Source organism: Luminiphilus sp. nBUS_16 (assembly GCF_051201645.1).
Taxonomy (GTDB): Bacteria; Pseudomonadota; Gammaproteobacteria; order Pseudomonadales; family Halieaceae; genus Luminiphilus.
On sequence record NZ_CP179205.1, the window covers coordinates 452,962 to 474,522 of the forward strand.

The window sequence follows — 21,561 nt, forward strand, 5'->3', positions numbered from 1 at the left end:
TCACCTTTTTTCTCGATAGATGTTACCCATAGGTTTCTACAGCGCTGCCCGCCGGTTATAACGCGTTTGCTTCGGTCACACTAATCTCAAATTCTATGTTTGGGGTTAGTGAGTATTGTAAAAGCAGAGCCATGCTGCGATCGCTTGATGCCCACGGGCGTTGAGTTAGCCTTGAGCCAATAACTCGCGCAGGTCAATGAGAGCGGCGTTTGCCCGTGAAATATAGTTGGCCATAACCAATGAGTGGTTAGCCCAGAGGCCAAAGCCCGAGCCATTCAAAATAATGGGGCTCCACACGGTTGCTTGTGTTGCCTCTAGCTCTCTAATGATTTGCTGCAAACTGACCCGGGCATTTTTCTTTTCCAAGACGCTGGCAAAATCGATTTCAGCACCTTTTAAAAAATGGATTAATGCCCATGCGGCCCCGCGGCTTTCATAAAAGACATCGTCAACCTCCGACCATGGCGTTTTGATTTCTTCGTCCTCGGGATCATCGGTTGCAGCCGCTGCAGTAGGTTCCCCTGCTAAATCCGTATTGAGACGCCGCTGCCCCACACTGGCCGATAAGCGCTGGGAAAGGCTGCCTAAACGCTTTTCAATCATCCCCAGCCAAAACCCCAAGTTGTCGGCACGGGCATAGAACTGGGCGCCTTCTGAGCCCCTCTCAGGGAGACGCGCTAGGTAGGCTTTCAGATATTTATTAGCGCTGCGGTACTCCCGTTCAGAGGCTGGGAGTATCCAGCTATCTGATTGAAAGTTGATTCTTGGTTCAGCGAGCGTCAGATCGACATCTTCACGGGACTGGCTTTGCGAGCGACTCAAAACTTCGCGCAGTGCCCTAGCAAGATCTCGTGACTGCACGAGCACGCCGTATTCCCAGTTGGGCATGTTGTCCATGAACAAGCCCGGCGGCAGTAGGTCGTTGTGGGTGTAGCCCCCGTCTTTTTCCAACAAGGTATCAATGACTTCGATCAGTGCGAGGGTGGTCGCACTCCCGGGAACCAAGGGCTGTCCGCTGGTTGCTGCATGGTTTTGAGTTTTCAACCGCATGTCAAAAGCGGGTGGTGCCGCACTCCACCAGATCCCCAATACAATGATGATGATCACATAGAGGGCACCGACCCCGGCGACGACTTTACTCGTGGGACTGTCTGTTTTCAGAAAACCCGACAAAACCAAAGCGTCTTTGGCCTGCTGAAAGAAACTACGAATCCGGGCGATTACAGACATCAGGCTGAACTCCTCAGTGATGGTGATGGTTCATGCTGTCGGCATCCCGTTGCACGTTTGCGATTGCGCAGGCTCTATCCTCGCCGCTTAGCACACAAATTTCCACCTCCGAGCCCTCGGCCGGCATCACCTTGATGCCCATTAGCATCAGATGGAAACCTCCGGGCTTGAGCTCTAGCACCTCACCGGGGGCCAACGTCTTATCGGTGACGGCCACCATTGTCATGCGATCACCGGTCTGGCGGCTTTCGTGCAGTGTTGTATCGGCTGCAATATCTGAGCTGGCGCCCGTTATGGTCAGGGGGGCATCGGCTAAGTTGGTAAGTTGACCATAAGCGGCGGTCATAGTTTGGGTGGGCGGCATGGCGCGTACCCAGAGGCGATCGAGGTTCATTTGAGCATAGGACATTGGGCTAATGCAGACACTGAGCGCCACTAGCAGCCACCTCGCGGTTTGGTGTGGCGCAGAACCAATGGCTCTTTGAATGCGTGAAGTCGCTGTAGTCATTTTTCAGTTCCTGCACTGGAGACGCGATCAAGTGCATCGCGCACGATTCCGGGGGTGAGTAGTTGGGGCAATATAAAGGGCGCGTCGTTGGGCGGGTACATGACATAAAGAGGTATGCCGCTGCGACCATGGCTATTCACAAACGTCCCAATGACCGGGTCATACTGAGTCCAGTCGGCGACCATATAAACCACGCCACGCTCTTCAAATGCCGCGGTCATCGCGTCGGTAAATAAGACTGCCTGCTCATTAGCGAGGCAAGTAATACACCAGTCGGCGGTCACATCGACAAAGACGGGAACGCCCTCATCACGCAGACCTTGAAGGGTTGTTTCTGACCATACAACCGTTCCTTCCCGCCGAGCTTCAGTTCCAGCGTCTGATTCGGGTCCTCGCAACGTTGCGAGGACCAGTGCGAGGCCAATGCACAGCAAGGCGATGAAACGGCGAAGCTTACTTCCACGGTAAAGCCATAGGCCCAGCGCCAGCATGACCAACCCCCCGAGTGCTGTCGCCATGGTATCGACCCCGGCCTGCTTCCCAGCTACCCAAAGGAGCCAAACCGCAGTGGCATAGAGGGGAAAAGCTAACAGTTCTTTGAGAGTTTCCATCCACGCACCGGGACGGGGTAGAACCCGTCGCGCTATGGTGCTGTAGCTGAGAAGTACCATGGGGCTTGCCATACCTGCGCCCAAAGCGGCGAAGACCGCCAGAGCAATCGGCGCTGGTTGAGTCAGGGCAAAGCCCAAAGCTGACCCCATAAAAGGCGCCGTGCAAGGGCTGGCCACGACGACCGCGAGAACCCCAGTGAAAAAGCTGCCGCGGTTCCCGCCCTGGGTCGCCAGGCTGCCACCAAGGTTCATCAAATTGCCGCCGAATTGCACCATGCCTGATAGCGACAAGCCCATAGCCGTGAACAAATAGGCGAGGGCAATGACAAAGCCGGGTGATTGCAGTTGAAACCCCCAGCCAATGGCAGAGCCCATACTTTGCAGTGTCATCAGGAGGCTGGCGACGGCTATAAAGCTGACGACCACACCTATGAAGTACCACCAAGTATGGCGGTGATGGGTGCTGGGATCGCCGGTGGCAAACCCCAACACTTTGAGGGACAAAATTGGGAAAACGCAGGGCATGGCATTTAAGATAATGCCGCCCAAAAAGGCGAAGAGCAGTGCTACCCAAAGGGATGGATCGGAGCGGCTGCTTTGTGGATCTCCAGATTTTTCAGCCCCACCAGCGGCCTTTGCTGCCACTGCGGTGCTGCCATCGTCCGCCACAACGGCACCCGTTTGGCCATTGACGATGAAGTGTTCGGTGTGTGGTGGATAACAAAGCCCTGCATCAGCGCAGCCCTGAGAGGTGATCGACAGTCGCGTCTCGGAAAAACCCGTGTCGGCCAGCAGCCGAATATCGGCAGAGCTGTAGTAAACACTGACATCACCAAAAAACTCATCATTCTTGTCTAGCGCGGGGGAAAATTCGAAGGTGGTATTTATGACCCCCTGCTCGTCCTGTAATTTGGCTTTAAATCGGTGTTGATAAAGGTAATAGGCATCTTCGATCTGCCAGTACAAGCGAATTTCTTGCTCTGACACAACCTCCACTTCCAGTTGATAAGCTTCCTCAACCGGTAAAAATGTATCGGACTGCGCCACGAGTCCGCCTAACCCTTGGCCCTGTGCCAGCAGGGGCAAACAAAGCAGCAGTCCTAGAAAAAAACCTTGAGGCTTGAAGATGGCCATGAATGATTTAGCTCTTTTGTTCGTAACGCAGGCGGGTGCCAGTTTCTAAGGACAGGCGGATTTCTTCGGGACTAAGCGATTCAGGAAAATAGACGCCCGAGACTTTGGCGTCCATCAGACTTGCTCCTAGAAGATTGGTCTCGCGAAAATCGATGCCGGAGAGATCGGCATTGCGAAAATAGGCGTTGGAGAAATCTAATCCTGCCGCATTTAATTTGCGGAGATCGCGACCTCGGTAATCGCCACTTTTAAGATGGCTGGTATCCATCGTGTCGCGACTTGCGTTGAAGGCATCCACGTCCTCGTGTCGCAGCATTTGGTAGAGCGGGTCGGGCTTAATGGCGGGCTTGGTGGTTTGTTCATTCATGGTTTCGGTCTCTTTATTAAATCTGCTGCGTTCAATTTCAACTCAGCCAGTGGCTGTTCAATCGCCGAAAAATTCGCGGCGCAGTTTGGGGTAGCCCTCGGCCTGCAAGCGTGGCCCAAAGTATTTTACGACTTCTCCAGCGGCGCGGACTGCAAATTCTCCAGCCCGTCCAAAACCTTCCCCTCGTGACAGGGCATACAAAAAAGCGCCGGCAAACATATCTCCAGCGCCGTTGGTGTTGAGGGCCTCCACGGTGTGTGCATTGATTGTGAAGGATTGACTGCCATCGAAAGCGATAGCGCCCTTGGCGCCCAAAGTGACTACGAAACTCTTGGCCACTTTTTTGATGGCCTCCATGGCTTCATCTAAATTGTCAGTACCACCCCACTCGAGGGCCTCGACTTCATTGCAGAAGACCAAATCGACACCACCACCCACCAGCTTTTCCATATTCTCTCTGAAATACATGACCATACCCGGGTCAGAAAAGCTGATGGCAGTTTTTACGTTGTTGGCTTCGGCAACCTTGCGAGTGTGCAGCGCTGCTTCGTGTCCGGTAGGGGATGTGACAAGGTAGCCCTCCAAATAGACCCAGTCGGATGCTGCAATCGCCTGATCATCGACTTCAGCAATAGATAAAGTCTCTGACACCCCCAAAAAGGTGTTCATGCTGCGCTCGGCATCTGGGGTGATGAGCACGAGGCACTTGCCGGTCGTTCCACCGCCGCGCTTGTCCCTAAGGCTGTGCGCGACACCAGAGGCCTCGAGATCAGCGAGATAAATGTCACCGTCGGCATCGTCAGCTACTTTGCAGCTCATGAATGTAGGTGCGCCAAATAGGGCGGTGGCAATCATGCTGTTACCAGCGCTGCCCCCGGAAGCATGGCTGGCGCCGACCAAATGGCCCTCGAGGTGATTTAGCAGTTCGTTTTGGCGCTCTGGATCAACCAAAGTCATGACCCCCTTTTCTACAGCCATCGCGCCTAATTCGTTATCGTTCACTTGAATTTCGGTGTCGACCAATGCGGCTCCAATGGCATAAACAGAGTATTGCGTCACTGGTGTTGTCCTTGAGTCGGTAAATCGGAATGCCGATGATAACCGATGTCGTTGCTTAAGACCCCGTAGGCACGAGGTATTGCTGTCATCTTCACATTTCCACCGACAGCACCGCACCGCGGCTAAGGCGTGTAAACTGGGCGCACTTTTTTCAGATCAAAAGTTTATGAGTCGCGTTTTTTTGCCGCATTTTACCCACGAGAGAGATTAGTACCCTTGGTCTACAAACAGCTCATGCCACGTCTGCAGCAATACGAAAAACCCAATCGCTCTTATGGTGAGGTCACTCGCCGTGCCGCGGTTGCGATTGTTTTGCATGAGTGCGATGGGGAGCTCTGTCTGTTGATGATTCGTCGCGCCAAGCGGGAGGGTGACCCCTGGTCGGGGCATATGGCGTTTCCCGGAGGTCGGCGGGACCCTGAGGACATCGACGATCGCTTTTGCGCAATCCGTGAAACCCGTGAGGAAATTGCCCTCGATCTTGATGCATTGGGTTTTGCCGTGTGTGCCCTCGGTGAGGTCAATACCGGCTGGCGAGCAGACCGTCCCGAAATGTTGGTGGCCCCCTTTATTTACAGGGTTGAAACATTACCCGAGCTCGATTTGAACTATGAAGTCGACGGGGTGGTTTCGGTACCCTTAAGTTTCTTAATGGAGCGCAATAACCGTGTTCCCTTGAAGTGGGAGTGGCGGGGAACGCAGGTAGAGTCCGATTCGTATGTTTACCGGGACAACCGTATTTGGGGCTTATCGCTCATGATGATCGATGAATTGATCGAGGCGGTTGAGCAATAGTTACGGTGGGGTGCTAGGGTCGCTGTCCTCGATTAAGAGCGTGTCTTGTCCGCGTAAAAAGCTGCGAGTGTTTAGTATCAACGCTCGGGCCTCGGGGTCCTCTTGAGCCGCATTCTTTAAAGTTTCTACCCCCATGTTGCCCAGTAAATGGCTGCGAAGTAAGTCGATCAGAACCGGGTTCATGTCAGGGTCAAAATCCCAGCGGGGGGTTCCGGGGATAAGATTTCCGCTAACGGTCCCGCCATGAGCTTGGAGAAAATAGCCGCCGCAGCTGGAGAGGACCCAGTCATCGAGGCGTCCGTAACTTATATTGGGTGTCGAGGGATCGAAGGCATTTTGGGGGAGCTTATCGATGTGTTGCAGCGCAAGCACCCAGCGGCTACCCACCGGGAAGTTTTCACTATCGGGTCGGCAATAGTCTCTGGCTTTCAGCCAAACGCGCACAGTGGTGTGCCAGTCGGGCCCGCGAAATATTTCTTCAATGGCAAAGTCCGCCGCATTGCCCCGATGTTCGGTTACCGCTCCAAGCATAATAAGGTCGGCGTCGTTGGCGACCTCGGTGAAACTGCCCTGCCAAAGGCAGGAGCAGACAGCAATCGGATTTTCATTGGTGCTCTCGTCGGCTAATCCAAGGTGCGCCCACAAAAGTGCAGCGACAGCTATGAGGTGTATCAACACTGAGGTCGTTGCTAACAGCCCACGGGTCACGGCGGTCAATCCTGCCTTGAGATCACTTTTTGAGGAGCCGTGCGGCTTCTAAAGCAAAATAGGTCAAGATGCCATCGGCCCCAGCGCGTTTGAAGGCTAGCAAAGACTCCAGTGTCACGGTGTCGCGGTCGAGCCATCCCTGAGCAAAGGCCGCTTGGTGCATGGCGTATTCGCCACTGACCTGATACGCAAAGGTCGGAGCGCATAGCTCATCTTTGACGCGTCGCACCACATCGAGATAGGGCATGCCCGGCTTCACCATAATCATGTCGGCGCCCTCGTTAAGGTCGAGGGCGCACTCATGTATGGCCTCATTAAGATTAGCCGGATCCATCTGATAGGTTTTCTTATCACCGCCCTTGAGGTTGCCTGCTGAGCCCACCGCATCGCGAAATGGGCCGTAGTAACTGGAGGCGTATTTGGCGGCATAGGCCATGATCAGCGTATTGACGTGGCCGGCATGCTCTAGAGCATTACGGATCGCCCCAATTCTGCCATCCATCATATCCGAGGGGGCGACACAGTCAGCGCCCGCAGCCGCGTGGGACAGTGCTTGTTTGACGAGCGTCTCGGTTGTGACGTCGTTAAGCACATAGCCCGTGTCGTCAATAATGCCGTCTTGACCGTGGGTCGTGTAGGGGTCGAGTGCGACGTCAGTCATAATGCCGAGTTCTGGCACTGCGTGTTTGAGTGCTGCCACGGTACGTTGTACCAAACCGTTAGGATCCCAAGCGGCTTCAGCCTGCAGCGACTTATGCTCGGCTCCCACAACGGGAAAAAGCGCAAAGGCCGACACGCCAAGATCAACGGCCTCTCGCGCTTGCTCAATCAGCAGGTCAACGCTGAGTCGCTCGATACCGGGCATTGAAGCAATAACTTCGGTCTGTTGCTCGCCTTCTAAAACAAACACCGGATAAATAAGATCTTGCGCCGTCAGCGTATTCTCGGAAACCAGCGCCCGGGAAAAGGGTTGGGCTCGAAGGCGGCGCATGCGGGTCTGTGGAAACGGTCCTCTTGCCGTGGTCATATTGGTCTCCTTACAAACTGGCAAATGCTTTTGCGGCAGCGTCTATGGTGGCTTCGATATCAGCATCACTGTGTGCTGCGGACATAAAACCCGCCTCGAAGGATGCTGGCGCCAAATAGATGCCGCTGTCGAGCATGCTGTGGAAAAACTGGCTAAAGCGCTCGGTATCACTGTTGATCACCTGAGTGTATTGGGTGACCTTGGGTTCGTCGGTGAAAAACCCGCCGAACATGGTGCCCGCGTGGTTGGTGGTGAAGGGAACCCCCGCTTTATCTGCGGCGCCCTGCATACCCTGAACCAGCTGTTCGGTATGCCGGAAAGGAGCGTCATAGAAGCCATCACGGCCAATAATTTGCAGGCAGGTGAGGCCTGCAGCCATGGCGACTGGGTTGCCCGACAAGGTCCCCGCCTGATAGACCGGACCTAGCGGCGAAATGTGCTCCATAATATCTCGACGGCCTCCAAAAGCGCCAACGGGCATGCCGCCGCCAATCACCTTTCCGAAGCAGGTGAGGTCAGGCGTGATGCCCAACCAACCTTGAGCGCATTGCGTGCCAAAGCGAAAGCCTGTCATCACCTCATCGAAAATCAATATCACGCCATGTTGCGTGCAGAGTTCGCGCAGAGTTTCGAGAAAACCTGGCTCAGGTAGGATGCAATTCATGTTACCGGTTATGGGTTCAATGATGACGCAGGCAAGCTCGGAGCCCATCTCCTCAAAAGCGACCCCGAGTGCGTCGATGTCATTAAAGGGCAGCGTAATGGTGTGCTGAGCCAAAACCTCGGGCACCCCGGGAGAACTGGGTACCCCAAAGGTTAGGGCGCCCGACCCTGCTTTTATGAGCAGCGAGTCAGAATGCCCGTGATAACACCCTTCAAACTTGACGATTTTGTCCCGGCCGGTTGCCCCTCGTGCCAGCCTAAGAGCGCTCATAGTGGCCTCAGTGCCCGAGCTGCACATGCGCACCAGCTCTACACTGGGTACATAATCAATAATCAGTTCAGCGACCTCGCACTCAATTTCAGTGGGGCAGCCAAAACTTAAGCCCGTTTCAGCGGCTTTGATAACGGCTTCTCGCACTTCGGGATGATTATGCCCCATGATCATGGGGCCCCATGACAACACGTAATCAATGTAGCGCTGGCCATCCGCGTCCCAAATATAAGCGCCGTCGGAGCGATCCATGAAGCGCGGGGTTCCCCCTACGGCTTTAAAGGCGCGCACGGGTGAGTTCACTCCCCCGGGTATCGTATTTTTGGCGCGCTCGAACAAGGCTTCAGATCGGTTCATAACAACTCAGCTTTATTTGGATTAGTGGCGAGATATTATCGCAGGGCTGGACGCGTCCAGAAAGTACTCAATTAAAACGGCCGCAGGTAAACCAGGCCAACAATGGCGAACAACACCAGAACCGGGGCCTCGTTAAAAAATCGATAGAAAACATGGGATTTATTGTCTTCACCGCGGTTGATGCGCCCCATGTAGATGCCGCACTGGACATGATAGGCGATCAAGAAGGCCACGCCGAGCAACTTAAGCTGCATCCAGCTAGAGCTCAGGTAATACTCCCACTGAAAACTTAACCGCCACAGGCCGAAGATGACGGTTAACACCATGAAAGGCGTGACGAACTTAAACAGCTTACGCGCCATGGTAGCGAGAGTGCGTTGCGTGGTTACGTCGTCAGATTGTGCGTAGTAGACAAAGATGCGTGGCAGGTAAAAAAGGCCAGCAAACCAGCAGACCATAAAAATAACATGTAAGGCCTGAACCCAGAGCATGGCATCCTCGACGTATCGTATAATGTTCGTTACTACGGGCACTACCATATCAGAACACGGGGATCTCATGGTCAAGGTAGGAATAATTGGAGCGACAGGCTACACCGGCGTCGAATTGCTGCGCCTGTTGCTGAAGCACCCGGATGTGTCAGTCCAGGTGGTGACCTCGCGAACTGAAATTGGTCGACGCCTCGACGCGCTTTTTCCTACGCTTCGAGGTCACACAGACTTGGTTTTTACCGATCCAGACTCTCCTGAGCTGCTGGACTGCGACCTGGTGTTCTTCGCCACCCCCCATAATGTTGCTATGCGCAGCGTGCCTAAGTTGCTTGAGGCAGGGGTTCGGGTGGTCGACTTGTCCGCGGATTATCGCCTGCAAGACCCTGACCTTTGGTCCCAATGGTACGGTGAGCCCCACACGAGCCCAGATCTTTGTGCAAGCGCGGTCTATGGCCTACCCGAGGTCAGCAGAGCCGCTATCGTCGATGCCAACTTGGTGGCTTGCCCGGGGTGTTATCCCACCGCCGTGCAGCTGGGTTTTTTACCACTTTTGAAGGCGGGTGCCGTTGAATTACAGCCATTAATCGCGAGTTGTGCCTCGGGTGTTAGTGGTGCTGGTCGACAAGGAAAAATCCCCAGCCTTTTGACCGAAGCGAGTGAAAGCTTTAAGGCCTATGGTGTCGCTGGGCACCGGCACCTCCCTGAGATAGAACAGGGTCTTACACAGTTGGCAGATGCGCCGGTGCGGCTCACCTTTGTGCCCCATTTGGTGCCGATGAGTCGAGGCATTCTGGCGACTCTATTTGCTCAGTTGAAAAACGAGGCTACGGATTGTCAGGGGCTGTTTGAGGCTTACTATGCCGATGAGCCCTTTGTTGACGTTCTGCCAGCGGGTGAACAACCCGATACTCGGTATGTGCGCGGCAGCAACCGCTGCCAGCTGTCTGTGACAGTACCTCAGGATCGCAGCACCGTAGTCGTGACGGCAGCAATCGACAATCTCACTAGGGGTGCCTCTGGTCAGGCGGTGCAGGCTATGAATATTATGTTGGGGCTCCCTGAAATACGGGGCCTTGAACTTATCTCGGTGACCCCCTGAGGGGAAAAAGCTAGTGGCGCGACATCATCATCGAACCGTTATACGGCGTGATCACCCACGCAGAACTCTGCTTGTGCGCGTGCTTTTGCTTCTGGCGTTCGTCCTACTGTTGTTGTTTGCTTATGGGATAGGCCATCGCTCGGGTTCGATTAGCCGCGTGCCACTCAATGACAGCAGTGATGAATTCCGAGCGCGTATCAGCGAATTGGAAATTCGAGTCGAACTCGACAAGCAGGCACTCAACACATTGATGGAGTCCTTGGCTCAGAGTCGCGGTGTCAATACAGAGCTTGAGGGTGAGCTGGCGTTTTACCGAGAGGTGATGGCACCAGAGGAGCTCGCTGAAGGGGTGCGTTTGCGGGTGCCCCGATTTGGCCCTACGGCGGATCCCCTGCGATGGCGTTACGAACTGGTTGTGCATCAGGGGCAGCCCGCTGAGGCTCGTTTCATTGGCGAGTTAAAGCTGCGAGTTGTGGGAAGGGTTCTAGGTCAGCCCGAGGCACTGGACCTTGCCGACCTTGATGAGCGGCTTGCAGGGCAGCCGTTACCGATCAACTTCCGCTATTTTCAACGGTTTGAGGGAGAGCTTTTGCTACCGCCGGGATTTACACCGGAGCGGGTAGAAGTTGACGTGGCCTTGCGAAAACCCAAGGCCAACAGGGTCTCCGCAGCCCATGACTGGAGCGAAGTAATGGTGTATACCTTATAGGTGAAACAATAAGAAAACATGGAGATTACTATGATGGGGCGCAAAGAAACCCGACCTTTAACCAGCGTTCAGGGTTCGACAACATTAATTGCATCAGACGCGGTGGTGACGGGGGATATCAGTTTCTCAGGGAATTTAGACGTTGAAGGGCGAGTGGTAGGCTCGATTACGTCGGCCGAGGGTAAAGAGTCCATGCTGCGAGTCATGGAAGGCGGTCAGGTTGAAGGCTCCATTCATGTGCCCTCTGCCATGGTCAATGGTGCGGTTAAGGGCGATATCCACAGTGCCGAGCGCTTGGAATTGTCAGACAAGGCCGAAGTCGATGGTGATGTTTACTACAATCTCATCGAAATGGCCGTGGGTTGTAAGGTCAACGGCGGTCTGCGCCACGTCAGTGCACGCGTTGAGGACCTAGCGGCGCAGCGAGAGCGACGTGCTGCAGAAGAGGGGCAATAAACCCTTTACTGTAGGCGGTATGACTTTACCTTAATGGCCGGTGGCTGCCGTATTTTGTCGGGCGCTGTCTTGGGGTAAACTTGCAACAGAAATTCCTAATCGGTGAGTCCAGTGAGTGTTGTAGAAGCGTTTGATCCCAATGAAATCCGCCTCAGCGAAAACGCAGTTCGCAAGGTGTCAGATCTGGTCACCGATGAAGGTAACCCGGCACTGCAGTTGCGGGTCTACATTACCGGTGGTGGCTGCTCGGGTTTTCAGTACGGTTTTACCTTCGACGAAGATCGCGCCGAAGACGACTGGGTGATCGAGAGAGATGGCGTTGTAGCGGTGATTGACGCAATGTCTTATCAATACCTGGTGGGCTCTGAAGTCGACTACACCGAAGGTCTCGAAGGCGCACGGTTTGTGGTCAACAATCCCAACGCGGTTACTACCTGCGGATGCGGGGCCTCTTTTTCGATTTAAGCCCACCGCAAAGTGACGGCTTCATGTCACCTAAGCGAGTTTCGCAGTACCCACCCCATGCCGGGCTCTAGCCTGTAAACACAGCCCCTAAAATGCGATAGCCCGCCGCACCCGTGACTGATGGCTCGTTTCCCGGGAGGCCATCTACGGTTCTCGAGGCGAGCCAAGCGAAAGCCGCCGCTTCTACCCAATCGGGATCGATACCCAGTGCCGCTGTTGTGATCACGTGCGTGGGGTAAAGCAGCTCGCTCAGGCGGGCCATTAAAGACGTATTTTTTGCGCCGCCGCCGCACACCGCGAGCTGGGCGAGGGGTTCATTGTCCAGTGCAGCGGCGATGCTCCTAGCGGTAAGCTCAAGTAACGTCCGTTGTACGTCCTCGGGCCGAGCTTGATCAGGCAGCATGTCTAACCGCTCATCGAGCCATTCAAGATTAAAATACTCTGGCCCCGTGCTCTTGGGTGCTGGGGCGGAGAAGTAGGGGTCATCAAGACACCGTTCCAGTAGGTCCTCATCGACTTTACCGCTGTCGGCCCAAAGGCCGTCGCGGTCAAATGCCTGATCAAGGTGTTTACGAGTCCATGCATCCATGAGCGTATTGCCCGGGCCACTATCGAATCCCACGAGCGTATTGCTATCGTCGAATAGGGTGATATTTGAAATGCCACCAATATTGATGACCGCCGTGGCGTTGCCGCCAATGCCAAAGGCGACGCGATGAAAGGCAGGGGTCAGCGGAGCGCCTTGCCCACCTGCCGCGATATCCCGTCGTCGAAAATCCGCAATAGTGGTAATGCCGGTTAACTCAGCGATCCGATTGGCATCACCAATTTGTAAAGTGAAGCTCTTGTCCTCTAATGGGCGGTGCCTAATGGTCTGACCATGACTCCCGATGGCTTCGATATCGTCGGCTTTCAGATTGGCCTTTGCAATAACAATGAGAGCGGCTTTGGCAAAGGTATCGGCGACGTCTCGGTCAACAACACCCAGGCGATCGATCTCGCTGATGCCGGGCTGGCAGAGGCTGAGCACTGCGAGCCTTAGGGGTTCTGCGTAGGGTTCGTTGTGACAGGCTAGGATATCCAGCTGGTTATCTCTGAGTGCCAAGACAACAGCATCTACCCCATCAACGCTGGTGCCTGATATCAGGCCGACAAAAAATCGCGTCTCACTCACTCGCCACCGGTGCTGCCTGTGGACTGCTGTCCCATCGCCAAACGGTTATCTTGGTAGAGGGCCGCCAGCTGCTGCAGGGGTGCTTGCACGTTTGATTTGAAGCGGGCCATCTCGCTCTTTGGTAAGGACTTCGCTTTGGGTAATGACTTGTGCACGCGCCGGGGATTCTGATGAACACCCCGAACCAGAAATTCATAATGAAGGTGTGGACCTGTGGCGGCACCGGTGGAGCCGACGGTGCCGATAATGTCACCCTGAGTCACGCGCTGGCCCTGCTTGACCTTGCGTTTGTGGAGGTGCAGATAGTGGGTTTTGTAGCTTTCACCGTGTTGAATGAACACATAGTTGCCGTTGGCTCGGGTGTAACCCGCTTCCACGATGCGGCCGTCGCCCGCGGCATAGACTGGCGTACCCCGCGGGGCGGCATAGTCGGTGCCCCGATGAGGTCGCTTGGTTTTATAAATAGGGTGAAGCCGATTGGGGTTAAAGTTGGAGCTGACGCGGGTAAAATCTAGCGGAGCTTTTAAAAACGCCTTGCGCATGCTCACGCCTTCGCTGTTGTAGTAGCTCATATCACCTTGGCTGTCGGTGTACCGAAAAGCATCAAAGGTTGTGCCTCGATTCGTAAAGGCAGCGGCAATAATGGCGCCATCGGCGTATTTTTCACCATCGAGCCACTGCGCTTCGTAAACGAGTTCAATGGTGTCGCCAACCCGGGGGTCCAGCGCAAAATCGATAACACCACCAAAGACGTCAGCAAGGCCCATAATGACGCGATGAGACAGCCCTGCGCGCTGCCCGGCCAAAAAAAGTGAAGATTGAATACGCAGAATCGCGCTTTCTTGACGCAGCTCTGTCGTGCGCTGGGTAACGCGGCTCTCGAAGTTATTGCCCTTGCGGGAAAACACGGTCCACTTCAGCTTGGACTCACTGTGTTTGACTTGGTCGAGTTCGCCGGTCGTGCCAGTCCTGAAGGCGATCGTCTGTCCGGGAAAAATCTTCCGGAGTCCCCGTCCTCCGTCGGTGCGGCTGACCTCATAGACGTCCCGCTCAGAGAAGCCCGCTCTTGCAAAAATTAACGATAGGTTGTCTCCCTCACGGACTCTTTCTACATGCCATGGTGCTGGCAGGGGAATAGTGGCCGCGTCGACAACAACAAACTCTAAGGTGGGTTGCGGGGCCTTCACGTCGTTAGTGGCGACCGGGTTTTCAGCCGTCGTGTCAGCATCATTTGATCCTGAAATGGCCAAAATGGCCGTAAACAGCCCCGCAGCCGCCAACGTTACCAGCCCCCAAGGGTGGTATCGGCGAGGTTCGGGGCTGGGCGCGGTTAGCGGGGTGGCGCCTCTGCGTTTAGGTTTCCGACGTTCGAACAACCCAAGGTCACTCCAATTAGCTTGAGGGCAAAGTATACGCGAGTTCACTAGCCCTCTAAAAGTACACAAGAGAAGTCCGCCCGAGGTTCATGGGTAAAAATGTGGGATAATGCACAAACACTTTGCAACCAGATTTTACGCTATGTCCAGCGCACTACTCTCTGACCTGCGCGCCCGAGGTCTCATATTTCAAATTGCCGGGGAAGACACCTTGGCTGAGTGGCTTGATGCTGAGCCCCGCACCTTGTACTGCGGCTTTGATCCTACGGCTGACAGCCTGCATATTGGGTCGCTGGTGCCTTTGCTCATGCTGCGGCGCTTTCAGCTGGCAGGGCATCGCCCCCTCGCGCTGGTGGGTGGTGCCACGGGGTTGATTGGTGATCCGAGTTTCAAGGCGGCCGAGCGCAACCTGAATACGCCTGATGTGGTCGCAAACTGGGTGAGCAAGCTGCAGCACCAAGTAAGTCAATTTATAAATTTCACGGGTGAAAACAGCGCCAAGGTCGTCAATAACCTCGATTGGACCGCCGATATGGACGTGCTGACATTCCTTCGGGATGTGGGCAAGTATTTTTCAATTAACAACATGATTCAAAAAGAGTCGGTGAAACAGCGAATCGAGCGGGAGGGTTCGGGAATTAGTTTCACCGAATTTACCTACATGATTCTTCAGTCGTATGATTTTTCTGAGCTCTACCGACAGCATGACTGCGGTCTGCAGATTGGTGGCTCTGATCAATGGGGCAACATCACAGGAGGTATAGATCTCACTCGGCGGTTACATGGGGGTCAGGTGTTTGGTCTGACGATGCCGCTGGTAGAAAAAGCCGACGGTACCAAGTTTGGTAAAACTGAAAGTGGCACGATTTGGCTGGATGCCCATAAAACGTCGCACTACAGCTTTTATCAATTTTGGCTGAATACGTCTGATAAAGATGTGTATAAGTTTTTAAGGTACTTCACCTTTTTGCCGGTCGAAGACATTGCGGCTATTGAAGAAGCGGATGCCAACCGAGAAGGGCGACCCCAGGGACAGCAGATATTGGCGGACGAGGTCACCAAGCTCGTGCATGGTGAAGAGGGGCTAGCGGCCGCCCAGCGTATTACCCAAGCGTTATTCGTAGGTGAAGCTTACACACTGGGCCCCGATGACCTAGAGCAATTAGCCCTCGATGGCTTACCAACAACTGCGCTCAAGGCCGGGAAAATGGCGCCTACACTCACCCAGTTACTCAGTGATGTTGGCATGGTGACGTCGGGCAAGCAGGTTAAAGATGCCTTGAAAAACAAAGCGGTGTTTATTAACGGAATCCCTGTTGAAGGTGAGCCCCCTATTGATACGGCAACCTGTTTTCGCCCTGAGAACGCCCTGCATAACCAGTACTGGATCGTGCGTTTGGGCAAGAAAAAATACCATCTTTTCACGGCAGCCTAAATTGATGAACGCGTTAAAGGTTAGTTCATGAACCGGTATTTTGGGGCCTCACTGCGCCAGGTTTGTAGAACCCCTTCCTCGATACCCCTGCGTGTAGGCCTTCTGTCAGTGATTCTCCAAGATGGCACTTGCTTGTCTGACTGTGGGCACAGTTTGGCGCAGGACCTCCGCTAGTGTTGCCGGCTATTTTCGGTTTATCCGGTTTGACCTTAACCGCCGAAGAAGTGGAATTGATTCGCCGTGTTGACCCCCTAGGTTTCATTTTATTTGCGCGCAATATTGAAAATCCGCAACAGGTTAAGTTACTGACCGATGCCCTAAAACATCACACGGGGCGAGATAATTTACCCATCCTTATCGATCAGGAGGGGGGACGAGTAGCCCGACTGGGGCCACCTCATTGGCGTACTTGGCCTCCGGCGTTGGAATTTGCCCATGGCTATGCTCAGTCACCTGAACGTGGAAGAGCGGCTGTGGTTTGCAATTACCAAGCTTTGGCACTTGATCTCGCCGCGCTGGGGATTTCCGTTAACTGTGCGCCGGTGCTTGATGTCCCTGAGTCTGGCGCTCACGACATTATTGGTGATCGTGCTTTTGGATCTGAGCCACATGTTGTTGCTGAGCTTGGCGCTGCGCTACTGGAAGGATTCGCCAAGGCCGGTGTTGTCGGTGTGATTAAACACATACCCGGACACGGCCGCGCCCTAGCCGATAGCCATGAAGCCCTGCCTCGGGTAACGGCGCCGGCTGAAGCTTTGAGCCGAGACCTGGCACCCTTTAAGGCTTTGGCTAATGCACCTATGGCCATGACAGCGCACATTGTTTACGACGCGTGGGACGACCAACGGTGCGCTACCTTATCCCCGGCCGTAATCCGCGAGGTCATTCGCGAACAGATAGGTTTTGATGGCCTTTTAATGACAGATGACCTCGACATGAAAGCGCTTGAGGGCCCCGTTCCACTGTCGGGTTGCCAATCTTTGGCTGCCGGCTGTGATGTGGTTTTAAATTGCTGGGGGCGAATGTCTGACATGCGTGGGTTGGCAGAGCAGCTGCCGGTAGCCACGGCGGCATGTCAAAGGCGGCTGTCCGAGGCAATGTCGATCTGGGTTCCTCCACCATCGGCACCGGAAATCGCAGCACTGCAGGCTGATCTGCTGGCGGAGCGTGACCGGCTAATGCAGGGCGCTTGAGGGTTAAGCAAAGTGCTACTCGGCGCTGACCGTTGTTACGGTTATTGCCCAGTAACAGGGAGCCGATCGCTGATGTTTACAACGTGCATCTGATCAGCCGCCTGATTATTATTACAAGGTGGGTGTCGAAAAGACCCTGTTGAATCGAGTCGTGTAAGGAAAAAGAATCATGTTGCGCGTTGTAATGCCGCTGTTTTTGATAATTGTTCTAGTGAACTGTGCGCCGATGTCGGGCACTGGTGTTTCTACTAAAAATGGCTCGGAAGCGGAGAGTGCTGCAAGCACTCAATGTCGCGACCCACGGCCTATGGTCTGCACCATGGAGTATCGCCCTGTTTGCGCCACTTTGGTGTCAGGAGGTGCAGCAACTTACCCATCGGGGTGCAATGCCTGCGCCGATGTTGTGGTTAATAGTTGGACCGATGGTCCTTGTGAGGAAAACTAAATGTCGTTGACCAATCGAATCTTAATGGCGATGGCTGCCGGCATTGTGCTGGGGTCGGGCCTTGAAGTGTTGCTGGCAACAATCGATGCCGATTCGTCACTGGCCCAATTTATCAATACCTATCTTATTTTTGGACTGTTCGATGTTGTCGGTAGGATATTCATCGCTTCGCTTAAATTGCTGGTTGTCCCCTTGGTATTGGTGTCCTTGATTTGCGGTATGGCGTCTTTGGGGCACAGCGCGAGAATGGGTGCCATCGCTGGGCGCACCATTGGTCTGTATCTACTGACAACAGCAACAGCCGTGACTCTGGGCTTGGTTGGTGCGTCCGTTTTGGGCCCTGGGAGAGGTTTACAGGTCGATTCTCCTACAGCTTTTGAGCCAAAAATGCCGCCACCCTTGACCGATGTGCTGGTCAATATTTTCCCATCTAATCCGTTTGCTGCCATGGCTCAAGGTGAAATGCTGCAGGTGATCGTGTTTGCCATTTTGGTGGGCTATTCCCTGACTCGAGCCGGTGAAGCCGGGCAACGCGTAGCGGGTTGGTTCCGAGATATGGAAGCCATTGTTATGAAAATGGTGGGTGTCATGATCGAGTTGGCACCCTGGGGCGTCTTTGCTCTTCTCATCAAACTGTTTGCGACCATGGGTTTCAGCACGATTGTTAACCTTGCCGCGTATTTCCTTACCTTGTCAGGCTTGCTTATTTTCCATGGAGTCGTGGTTTACGGGTTGCTACTCAAAGCTACAACGGGCCTCAGTCCGGGCATACTTCGCAGCAAGATGCGCCGTGTTTGGGCTTTTGCGTTTTCGACAGCGTCTTCGGGCGCGACCCTCCCGGTGACTCTGCGCACCGTCGAGAAGCGGCTGGGAGTGCCCAAGAGTGTGGCCGGTTTTGCGATTCCTCTGGGGGCAACCGTCAATATGGACGGCACGGCGATCATGCAGGGAGTGGCAACCGTATTTATCGCACAAGTCTATGGCATTGAGCTCAGTGCCATGCAGCTGCTCATGGTAATTTTGACGGCGACCTTAGCTTCTATTGGAACGGCCGCCGTCCCAGGTGTGGGGCTCATTACGTTATCCTTGGTGCTTACCCAAGCTGGCCTGCCCGTTGAAGGTGTTGCCCTTATTATTGGCGTTGATCGGTTGCTCGATATGATTCGCACTGCGGTCAATGTTACCGGTGACGCCACGGTTGCGACGATAGTGGCGCACCGAGAGGGCCAGCTCGATGAGACCATTTATAACGATCCCCACGCCGATAGTGATGTGGGATTAGAGGCGGCTGCTGCCGAGACTTCGGAGGTTCCATGACACTTGCCGTGACAATCGTTCCGGTTACGCCGTATCAGCAGAACTGCTCAATTGTGCAGTGTCAGGCAACGGGCAAGGCCGCCATTGTTGATCCGGGTGGCGACATTGAAAAGATACTTGCCGCTGTTGAAAAGATGGGTGCGCAAGTTGAAAAGATATTGCTGACTCACGGCCATATGGACCACTGTGCCGCCAGCGATGTGTTGCGCCAGCGCCTTGAAGTTCCTATCGAAGGCCCTGAGGAAGGCGATAGATTTTGGATTGATAAATTGCCTGAGTGGTGCCAAATGGCCAACTTCCCTCACGCGGATGCGTTTGAGCCCGATCGCTGGCTGAAGGACGGGGAGACCGTCACAGTAGGAGAGGCTGAGTTTCAAGTGATTCACTGCCCCGGGCATACACCCGGGCACGTGGTGTTTCTTCACACCTCGCAAAAGTTAGCGTGGGTGGGTGATGTCATTTTCGCGGGATCGATTGGCCGAACTGATTTTCCTATGGGAAACCATGAAGACCTTATTAAGTCGATCCGCGAGAAGTTATTTCCTCTGGGTGACGACATTCAGTTTATTCCCGGACACGGGCCCGATTCCACCTTCGGCCGTGAACGCGCCTCAAACCCGTTTGTGGCTGATACCCGATTTGGTTAACAGTTTTTGATAGATCGCGAGCAAATTGGTGGGTTTAAACAGGCCTATCTGGCTATGTTTGACCAGATCGCCGATCCCGATGGTAGTAACTACCCGCGGTTGCGAGAGCTCATTTGGGGCGCCATTGATCAGCAAGCTGGTGGATTGACTAAGCACCAGCAAAGTCAGGCACTGTCTGTATTGACGTACACAACCCTTGTCACTGCGGTCGCTTACGCGGCGGCCGATGCCATGCGTATTGGCAATCAGGGACAAGGGCAGCAAATAAAAGTCGAAAGATCTGGGTGGTGTTTGGGCCTAGTGTATGCGTTATCCATGACCCATCCAGAAACAGTTTCCGGAGAGACGGCGCTTGAACTCCTGGGGACTGAGGCTATGAAGGGCCTCTGTGGTATCGCTATTCCGCCGGGAACTGATGCCACCTTTTGGGGTGAATTCAGGGTCATGGGGGAAGCGCTGGTCAATCGTCTTTTCGCCTTGTCTCCATTGCGACAAGAACAGCCTACGACGCTGCTTTACGCAATGGGAACCGGCATGGGCCTTTGTACTCGAGAAGAAATTGGTCTTCGGCTGGGCTTGGTCAGAGGGCTGGTTGCCAGAGCTTACGAGTAATGCAATGACTGCGCTGAGGGCCTGCTGTAAGACATGTCCCTGTAACATGGCGCCTTACAGCGCATGACTCTCACAGAAGGCAGGCCCGCGCTACGAAGTGGCTGAGCTCAGTCTGCAACAAAACCTTTCCAGCTCGCCATATAGTCAATAAAGGGCGGGCCAAGGCGCTCCTGTCGCAGGTGCTCTCGGGTGACGGGTAAGTCAGCCATAACAAACTCAGGATCAGCTATGGCGCGGTCTGGAAAATCATGATGCAAAATGCCGCCCCGCCCAACCATGACAAAATCGAGACCCTGGTCGAGGGCGCTTTGGCACTGAGCTGCACTGTAGAGTTTGCCGGCCGCGCCTAGAGCGACGCCTTCGCGTGGCAGTTCAGTGAAAATTTCGAGCAGCGACTGCCCCTCAAATTCCTCATCGTGAGCTGGCTTAGTGAGATCCCAGAGTGACATATCAAGGTAATCAAGCCGCTCGTCGATTAGCAACGCCCCGGCGAGATCTCTAATTTCTGCGGTACGCTGACCGAAGCGTTCTGGTGACAGGCGCACACCCAAACTAAAGCCCCGGCCACAACGTTTATTAACCCCTTCTATGACTTCCCAAAGTATTTGAGCTCGATTCTCGGCGTTGCCCCCGTAACGGTCATCCCGCTGGTTGTATTGAGGGCTTAGAAACTCAGAAAGCAAGTAGCCGTGGGCGCCGTGAAGCTCTACCCCGTCAAAGCCCGCTTTTTGGCAACGTTCTGCCGCAGCGACAAAATCGTCAATCAAAGCTTGTACCTGCTCGTCACTCATTGCCTTTGAGCCCGTTTCTTCGTCGTCTGAAGGGCATTGAGGGACCCCGGAGCAGTAGTCGGGTTGAGCGCGCATGCCGCTGTGTTGCAGTTGCACCACCGCATGGCTGTTGTGGGCTTTGATGCCCGCTGCCAGACGGGTTAGGCCTGCAATATGTCGGTCGTCGTGAGCACCGAGTTGTCCGGGAAATCCGACGCCTGAGTGTTGCACCGAAGCGGCACAGGTCATGGTGAGCCCAAATCCGCCCTCAGCGCGATACGTCAGCCACTGGTACTCGTCGTCACTCAGTACGCCATCGGCACCGCTTTGCAAATTGGTAAGCGGTGCGAGCATAAAGCGATTTTTAAGCTCGGTGCCGTTGTTGAGTGGCAGGGCATCAGATAGCTGGGCAGTCATGGAAAATCCTGTAGCGCGATCAGTAGCGCAGTTATGAATCCAAATGCTGAGGACTGAGTTTGCCGGCAAGCGTATGGACTAATGGGTAGTGATGACTAGGCAGTATTGCGTCTGCCTTAGCCGTACAAAATTCGTAGCAAAGTATAGGCCCTGAAGAGGCATTATTTAAAGCACGTAATGTGAAAAGCCCAGGGTGCTCTGAGTCGTTTCAAAGTTCAGGTTTTT

General features: G+C 54.3%; 23 protein-coding genes. 11 read left to right on the plus strand and 12 right to left on the minus strand.

Annotated elements, in window-relative coordinates; translation table 11 throughout:
- Positions 1-165: 165 nt before the first annotated feature.
- From ACMAY6_RS02020 to ACMAY6_RS02040, 5 genes are read right to left on the minus strand one after another with little or no spacing between them, the layout of a single operon-like run.
- The gene (locus tag ACMAY6_RS02020) at positions 166-1,230 is read right to left on the minus strand and encodes a DUF2333 family protein (protein WP_435214013.1); all 1,065 of its coding nucleotides are present in this window, start codon (positions 1,228-1,230) and stop codon (positions 166-168) included.
- Between the two features lie 13 nt (positions 1,231-1,243).
- Positions 1,244-1,738: a copper chaperone PCu(A)C gene (locus ACMAY6_RS02025; RefSeq protein WP_435214014.1), complete on the minus strand. Its 495-nt coding sequence runs from the start codon at positions 1,736-1,738 to the stop codon at positions 1,244-1,246.
- On the minus strand, positions 1,735-3,483 hold the full coding sequence (locus ACMAY6_RS02030; RefSeq protein ID WP_435214016.1) for a protein-disulfide reductase DsbD family protein: 1,749 nt from the start codon (positions 3,481-3,483) through the stop codon (positions 1,735-1,737). The genes ACMAY6_RS02025 and ACMAY6_RS02030 overlap by 4 nt, the downstream gene beginning before the upstream one ends.
- Before the next feature lie 7 nt (positions 3,484-3,490).
- Positions 3,491-3,850, minus strand: coding sequence for a pentapeptide repeat-containing protein (locus ACMAY6_RS02035; RefSeq protein ID WP_435214018.1), 360 nt, complete (start codon positions 3,848-3,850; stop codon positions 3,491-3,493).
- Between the two features lie 57 nt (positions 3,851-3,907).
- Positions 3,908-4,909, minus strand: a complete 1,002-nt coding sequence (locus ACMAY6_RS02040) for an adenosine kinase (RefSeq protein ID WP_435214020.1) — start codon at positions 4,907-4,909, stop codon at positions 3,908-3,910.
- A gap of 216 nt (positions 4,910-5,125) precedes the next feature.
- Here ACMAY6_RS02040 and ACMAY6_RS02045 point away from each other — a divergent pair, with 216 nt between their 5' ends.
- Positions 5,126-5,704, plus strand: coding sequence for an NUDIX hydrolase (locus tag ACMAY6_RS02045; protein ID WP_435214022.1), 579 nt, complete (start codon positions 5,126-5,128; stop codon positions 5,702-5,704).
- On the opposite strand, the gene ACMAY6_RS02050 is transcribed toward ACMAY6_RS02045, so the two are convergent.
- The 4 genes from ACMAY6_RS02050 to ACMAY6_RS02065 all read right to left on the minus strand — a co-directional run bounded on the left by ACMAY6_RS02050 (position 5,705) and on the right by ACMAY6_RS02065 (position 9,221).
- Positions 5,705-6,412 carry a delta-aminolevulinic acid dehydratase gene (locus tag ACMAY6_RS02050; protein WP_435214023.1) on the minus strand — a complete coding sequence of 236 codons (708 nt, stop codon included), beginning with the start codon at positions 6,410-6,412 and terminating at the stop codon, positions 5,705-5,707.
- Positions 6,413-6,434: 22 nt separating this feature from the next.
- Positions 6,435-7,439 carry a porphobilinogen synthase gene (hemB, locus tag ACMAY6_RS02055; protein ID WP_435214025.1) on the minus strand — a complete coding sequence of 335 codons (1,005 nt, stop codon included), beginning with the start codon at positions 7,437-7,439 and terminating at the stop codon, positions 6,435-6,437.
- 10 nt (positions 7,440-7,449) lie between these two features.
- Positions 7,450-8,730 carry a glutamate-1-semialdehyde 2,1-aminomutase gene (hemL, locus tag ACMAY6_RS02060; RefSeq protein ID WP_435214027.1) on the minus strand — a complete coding sequence of 427 codons (1,281 nt, stop codon included), beginning with the start codon at positions 8,728-8,730 and terminating at the stop codon, positions 7,450-7,452.
- 71 nt (positions 8,731-8,801) lie between these two features.
- Positions 8,802-9,221, minus strand: a complete 420-nt coding sequence (locus ACMAY6_RS02065) for a CopD family protein (RefSeq protein WP_435216091.1) — start codon at positions 9,219-9,221, stop codon at positions 8,802-8,804.
- A 67-nt stretch (positions 9,222-9,288) separates the two neighbouring features.
- Here ACMAY6_RS02065 and argC point away from each other — a divergent pair, with 67 nt between their 5' ends.
- The 4 genes from argC to erpA all read left to right on the plus strand — a co-directional run bounded on the left by argC (position 9,289) and on the right by erpA (position 11,950).
- Positions 9,289-10,320: an N-acetyl-gamma-glutamyl-phosphate reductase gene (gene argC / locus ACMAY6_RS02070; RefSeq protein ID WP_435214029.1), complete on the plus strand. Its 1,032-nt coding sequence runs from the start codon at positions 9,289-9,291 to the stop codon at positions 10,318-10,320.
- Between the two features lie 13 nt (positions 10,321-10,333).
- Complete coding sequence (locus ACMAY6_RS02075) at positions 10,334-11,029, plus strand: DUF6776 family protein (protein ID WP_435214031.1); 696 nt, start codon at positions 10,334-10,336, stop codon at positions 11,027-11,029.
- Positions 11,030-11,059: 30 nt separating this feature from the next.
- Positions 11,060-11,485 (plus strand): bactofilin family protein, encoded by a 426-nt coding sequence (locus tag ACMAY6_RS02080; protein ID WP_435214033.1) that lies wholly within the window; start codon positions 11,060-11,062, stop codon positions 11,483-11,485.
- A 111-nt stretch (positions 11,486-11,596) separates the two neighbouring features.
- Positions 11,597-11,950, plus strand: coding sequence for an iron-sulfur cluster insertion protein ErpA (gene erpA, locus ACMAY6_RS02085; RefSeq protein ID WP_435214034.1), 354 nt, complete (start codon positions 11,597-11,599; stop codon positions 11,948-11,950).
- A 67-nt stretch (positions 11,951-12,017) separates the two neighbouring features.
- Here erpA and ACMAY6_RS02090 read toward each other — a convergent pair whose 3' ends face one another.
- On the minus strand, positions 12,018-13,124 hold the full coding sequence (locus ACMAY6_RS02090) for an anhydro-N-acetylmuramic acid kinase (RefSeq protein WP_435214036.1): 1,107 nt from the start codon (positions 13,122-13,124) through the stop codon (positions 12,018-12,020).
- A complete protein-coding gene (locus ACMAY6_RS02095) occupies positions 13,121-14,548 on the minus strand; it encodes a peptidoglycan DD-metalloendopeptidase family protein (protein ID WP_435214038.1) in 1,428 nt (475 codons plus the stop codon). Before ACMAY6_RS02095 ends, ACMAY6_RS02090 begins: the two co-directional genes overlap by 4 nt.
- A 94-nt stretch (positions 14,549-14,642) precedes the next feature.
- Between ACMAY6_RS02095 and tyrS the strand changes: the two genes are divergently transcribed.
- The 6 genes from tyrS to ACMAY6_RS02125 all read left to right on the plus strand — a co-directional run bounded on the left by tyrS (position 14,643) and on the right by ACMAY6_RS02125 (position 20,149).
- Entirely contained in the window at positions 14,643-15,935 is a 1,293-nt protein-coding gene (tyrS, locus tag ACMAY6_RS02100; RefSeq protein ID WP_435214040.1) for a tyrosine--tRNA ligase, read from the plus strand.
- A gap of 173 nt (positions 15,936-16,108) precedes the next feature.
- A complete protein-coding gene (nagZ, locus tag ACMAY6_RS02105) occupies positions 16,109-17,128 on the plus strand; it encodes a beta-N-acetylhexosaminidase (RefSeq protein WP_435214041.1) in 1,020 nt (339 codons plus the stop codon).
- A 169-nt stretch (positions 17,129-17,297) separates the two neighbouring features.
- Positions 17,298-17,573: a hypothetical protein gene (locus ACMAY6_RS02110; RefSeq protein ID WP_435214043.1), complete on the plus strand. Its 276-nt coding sequence runs from the start codon at positions 17,298-17,300 to the stop codon at positions 17,571-17,573.
- Positions 17,574-18,890 (plus strand): dicarboxylate/amino acid:cation symporter, encoded by a 1,317-nt coding sequence (locus ACMAY6_RS02115; protein WP_435214044.1) that lies wholly within the window; start codon positions 17,574-17,576, stop codon positions 18,888-18,890.
- Positions 18,887-19,537: an MBL fold metallo-hydrolase gene (locus ACMAY6_RS02120; RefSeq protein ID WP_435214046.1), complete on the plus strand. Its 651-nt coding sequence runs from the start codon at positions 18,887-18,889 to the stop codon at positions 19,535-19,537. The genes ACMAY6_RS02115 and ACMAY6_RS02120 overlap by 4 nt, the downstream gene beginning before the upstream one ends.
- Before the next feature lie 54 nt (positions 19,538-19,591).
- Complete coding sequence (locus tag ACMAY6_RS02125) at positions 19,592-20,149, plus strand: hypothetical protein (protein ID WP_435214047.1); 558 nt, start codon at positions 19,592-19,594, stop codon at positions 20,147-20,149.
- 107 nt (positions 20,150-20,256) lie between these two features.
- Here ACMAY6_RS02125 and ACMAY6_RS02130 read toward each other — a convergent pair whose 3' ends face one another.
- Positions 20,257-21,336 (minus strand): NADH:flavin oxidoreductase, encoded by a 1,080-nt coding sequence (locus ACMAY6_RS02130; protein WP_435214049.1) that lies wholly within the window; start codon positions 21,334-21,336, stop codon positions 20,257-20,259.
- Between the last annotated feature and the right edge of the window lie 225 nt (positions 21,337-21,561).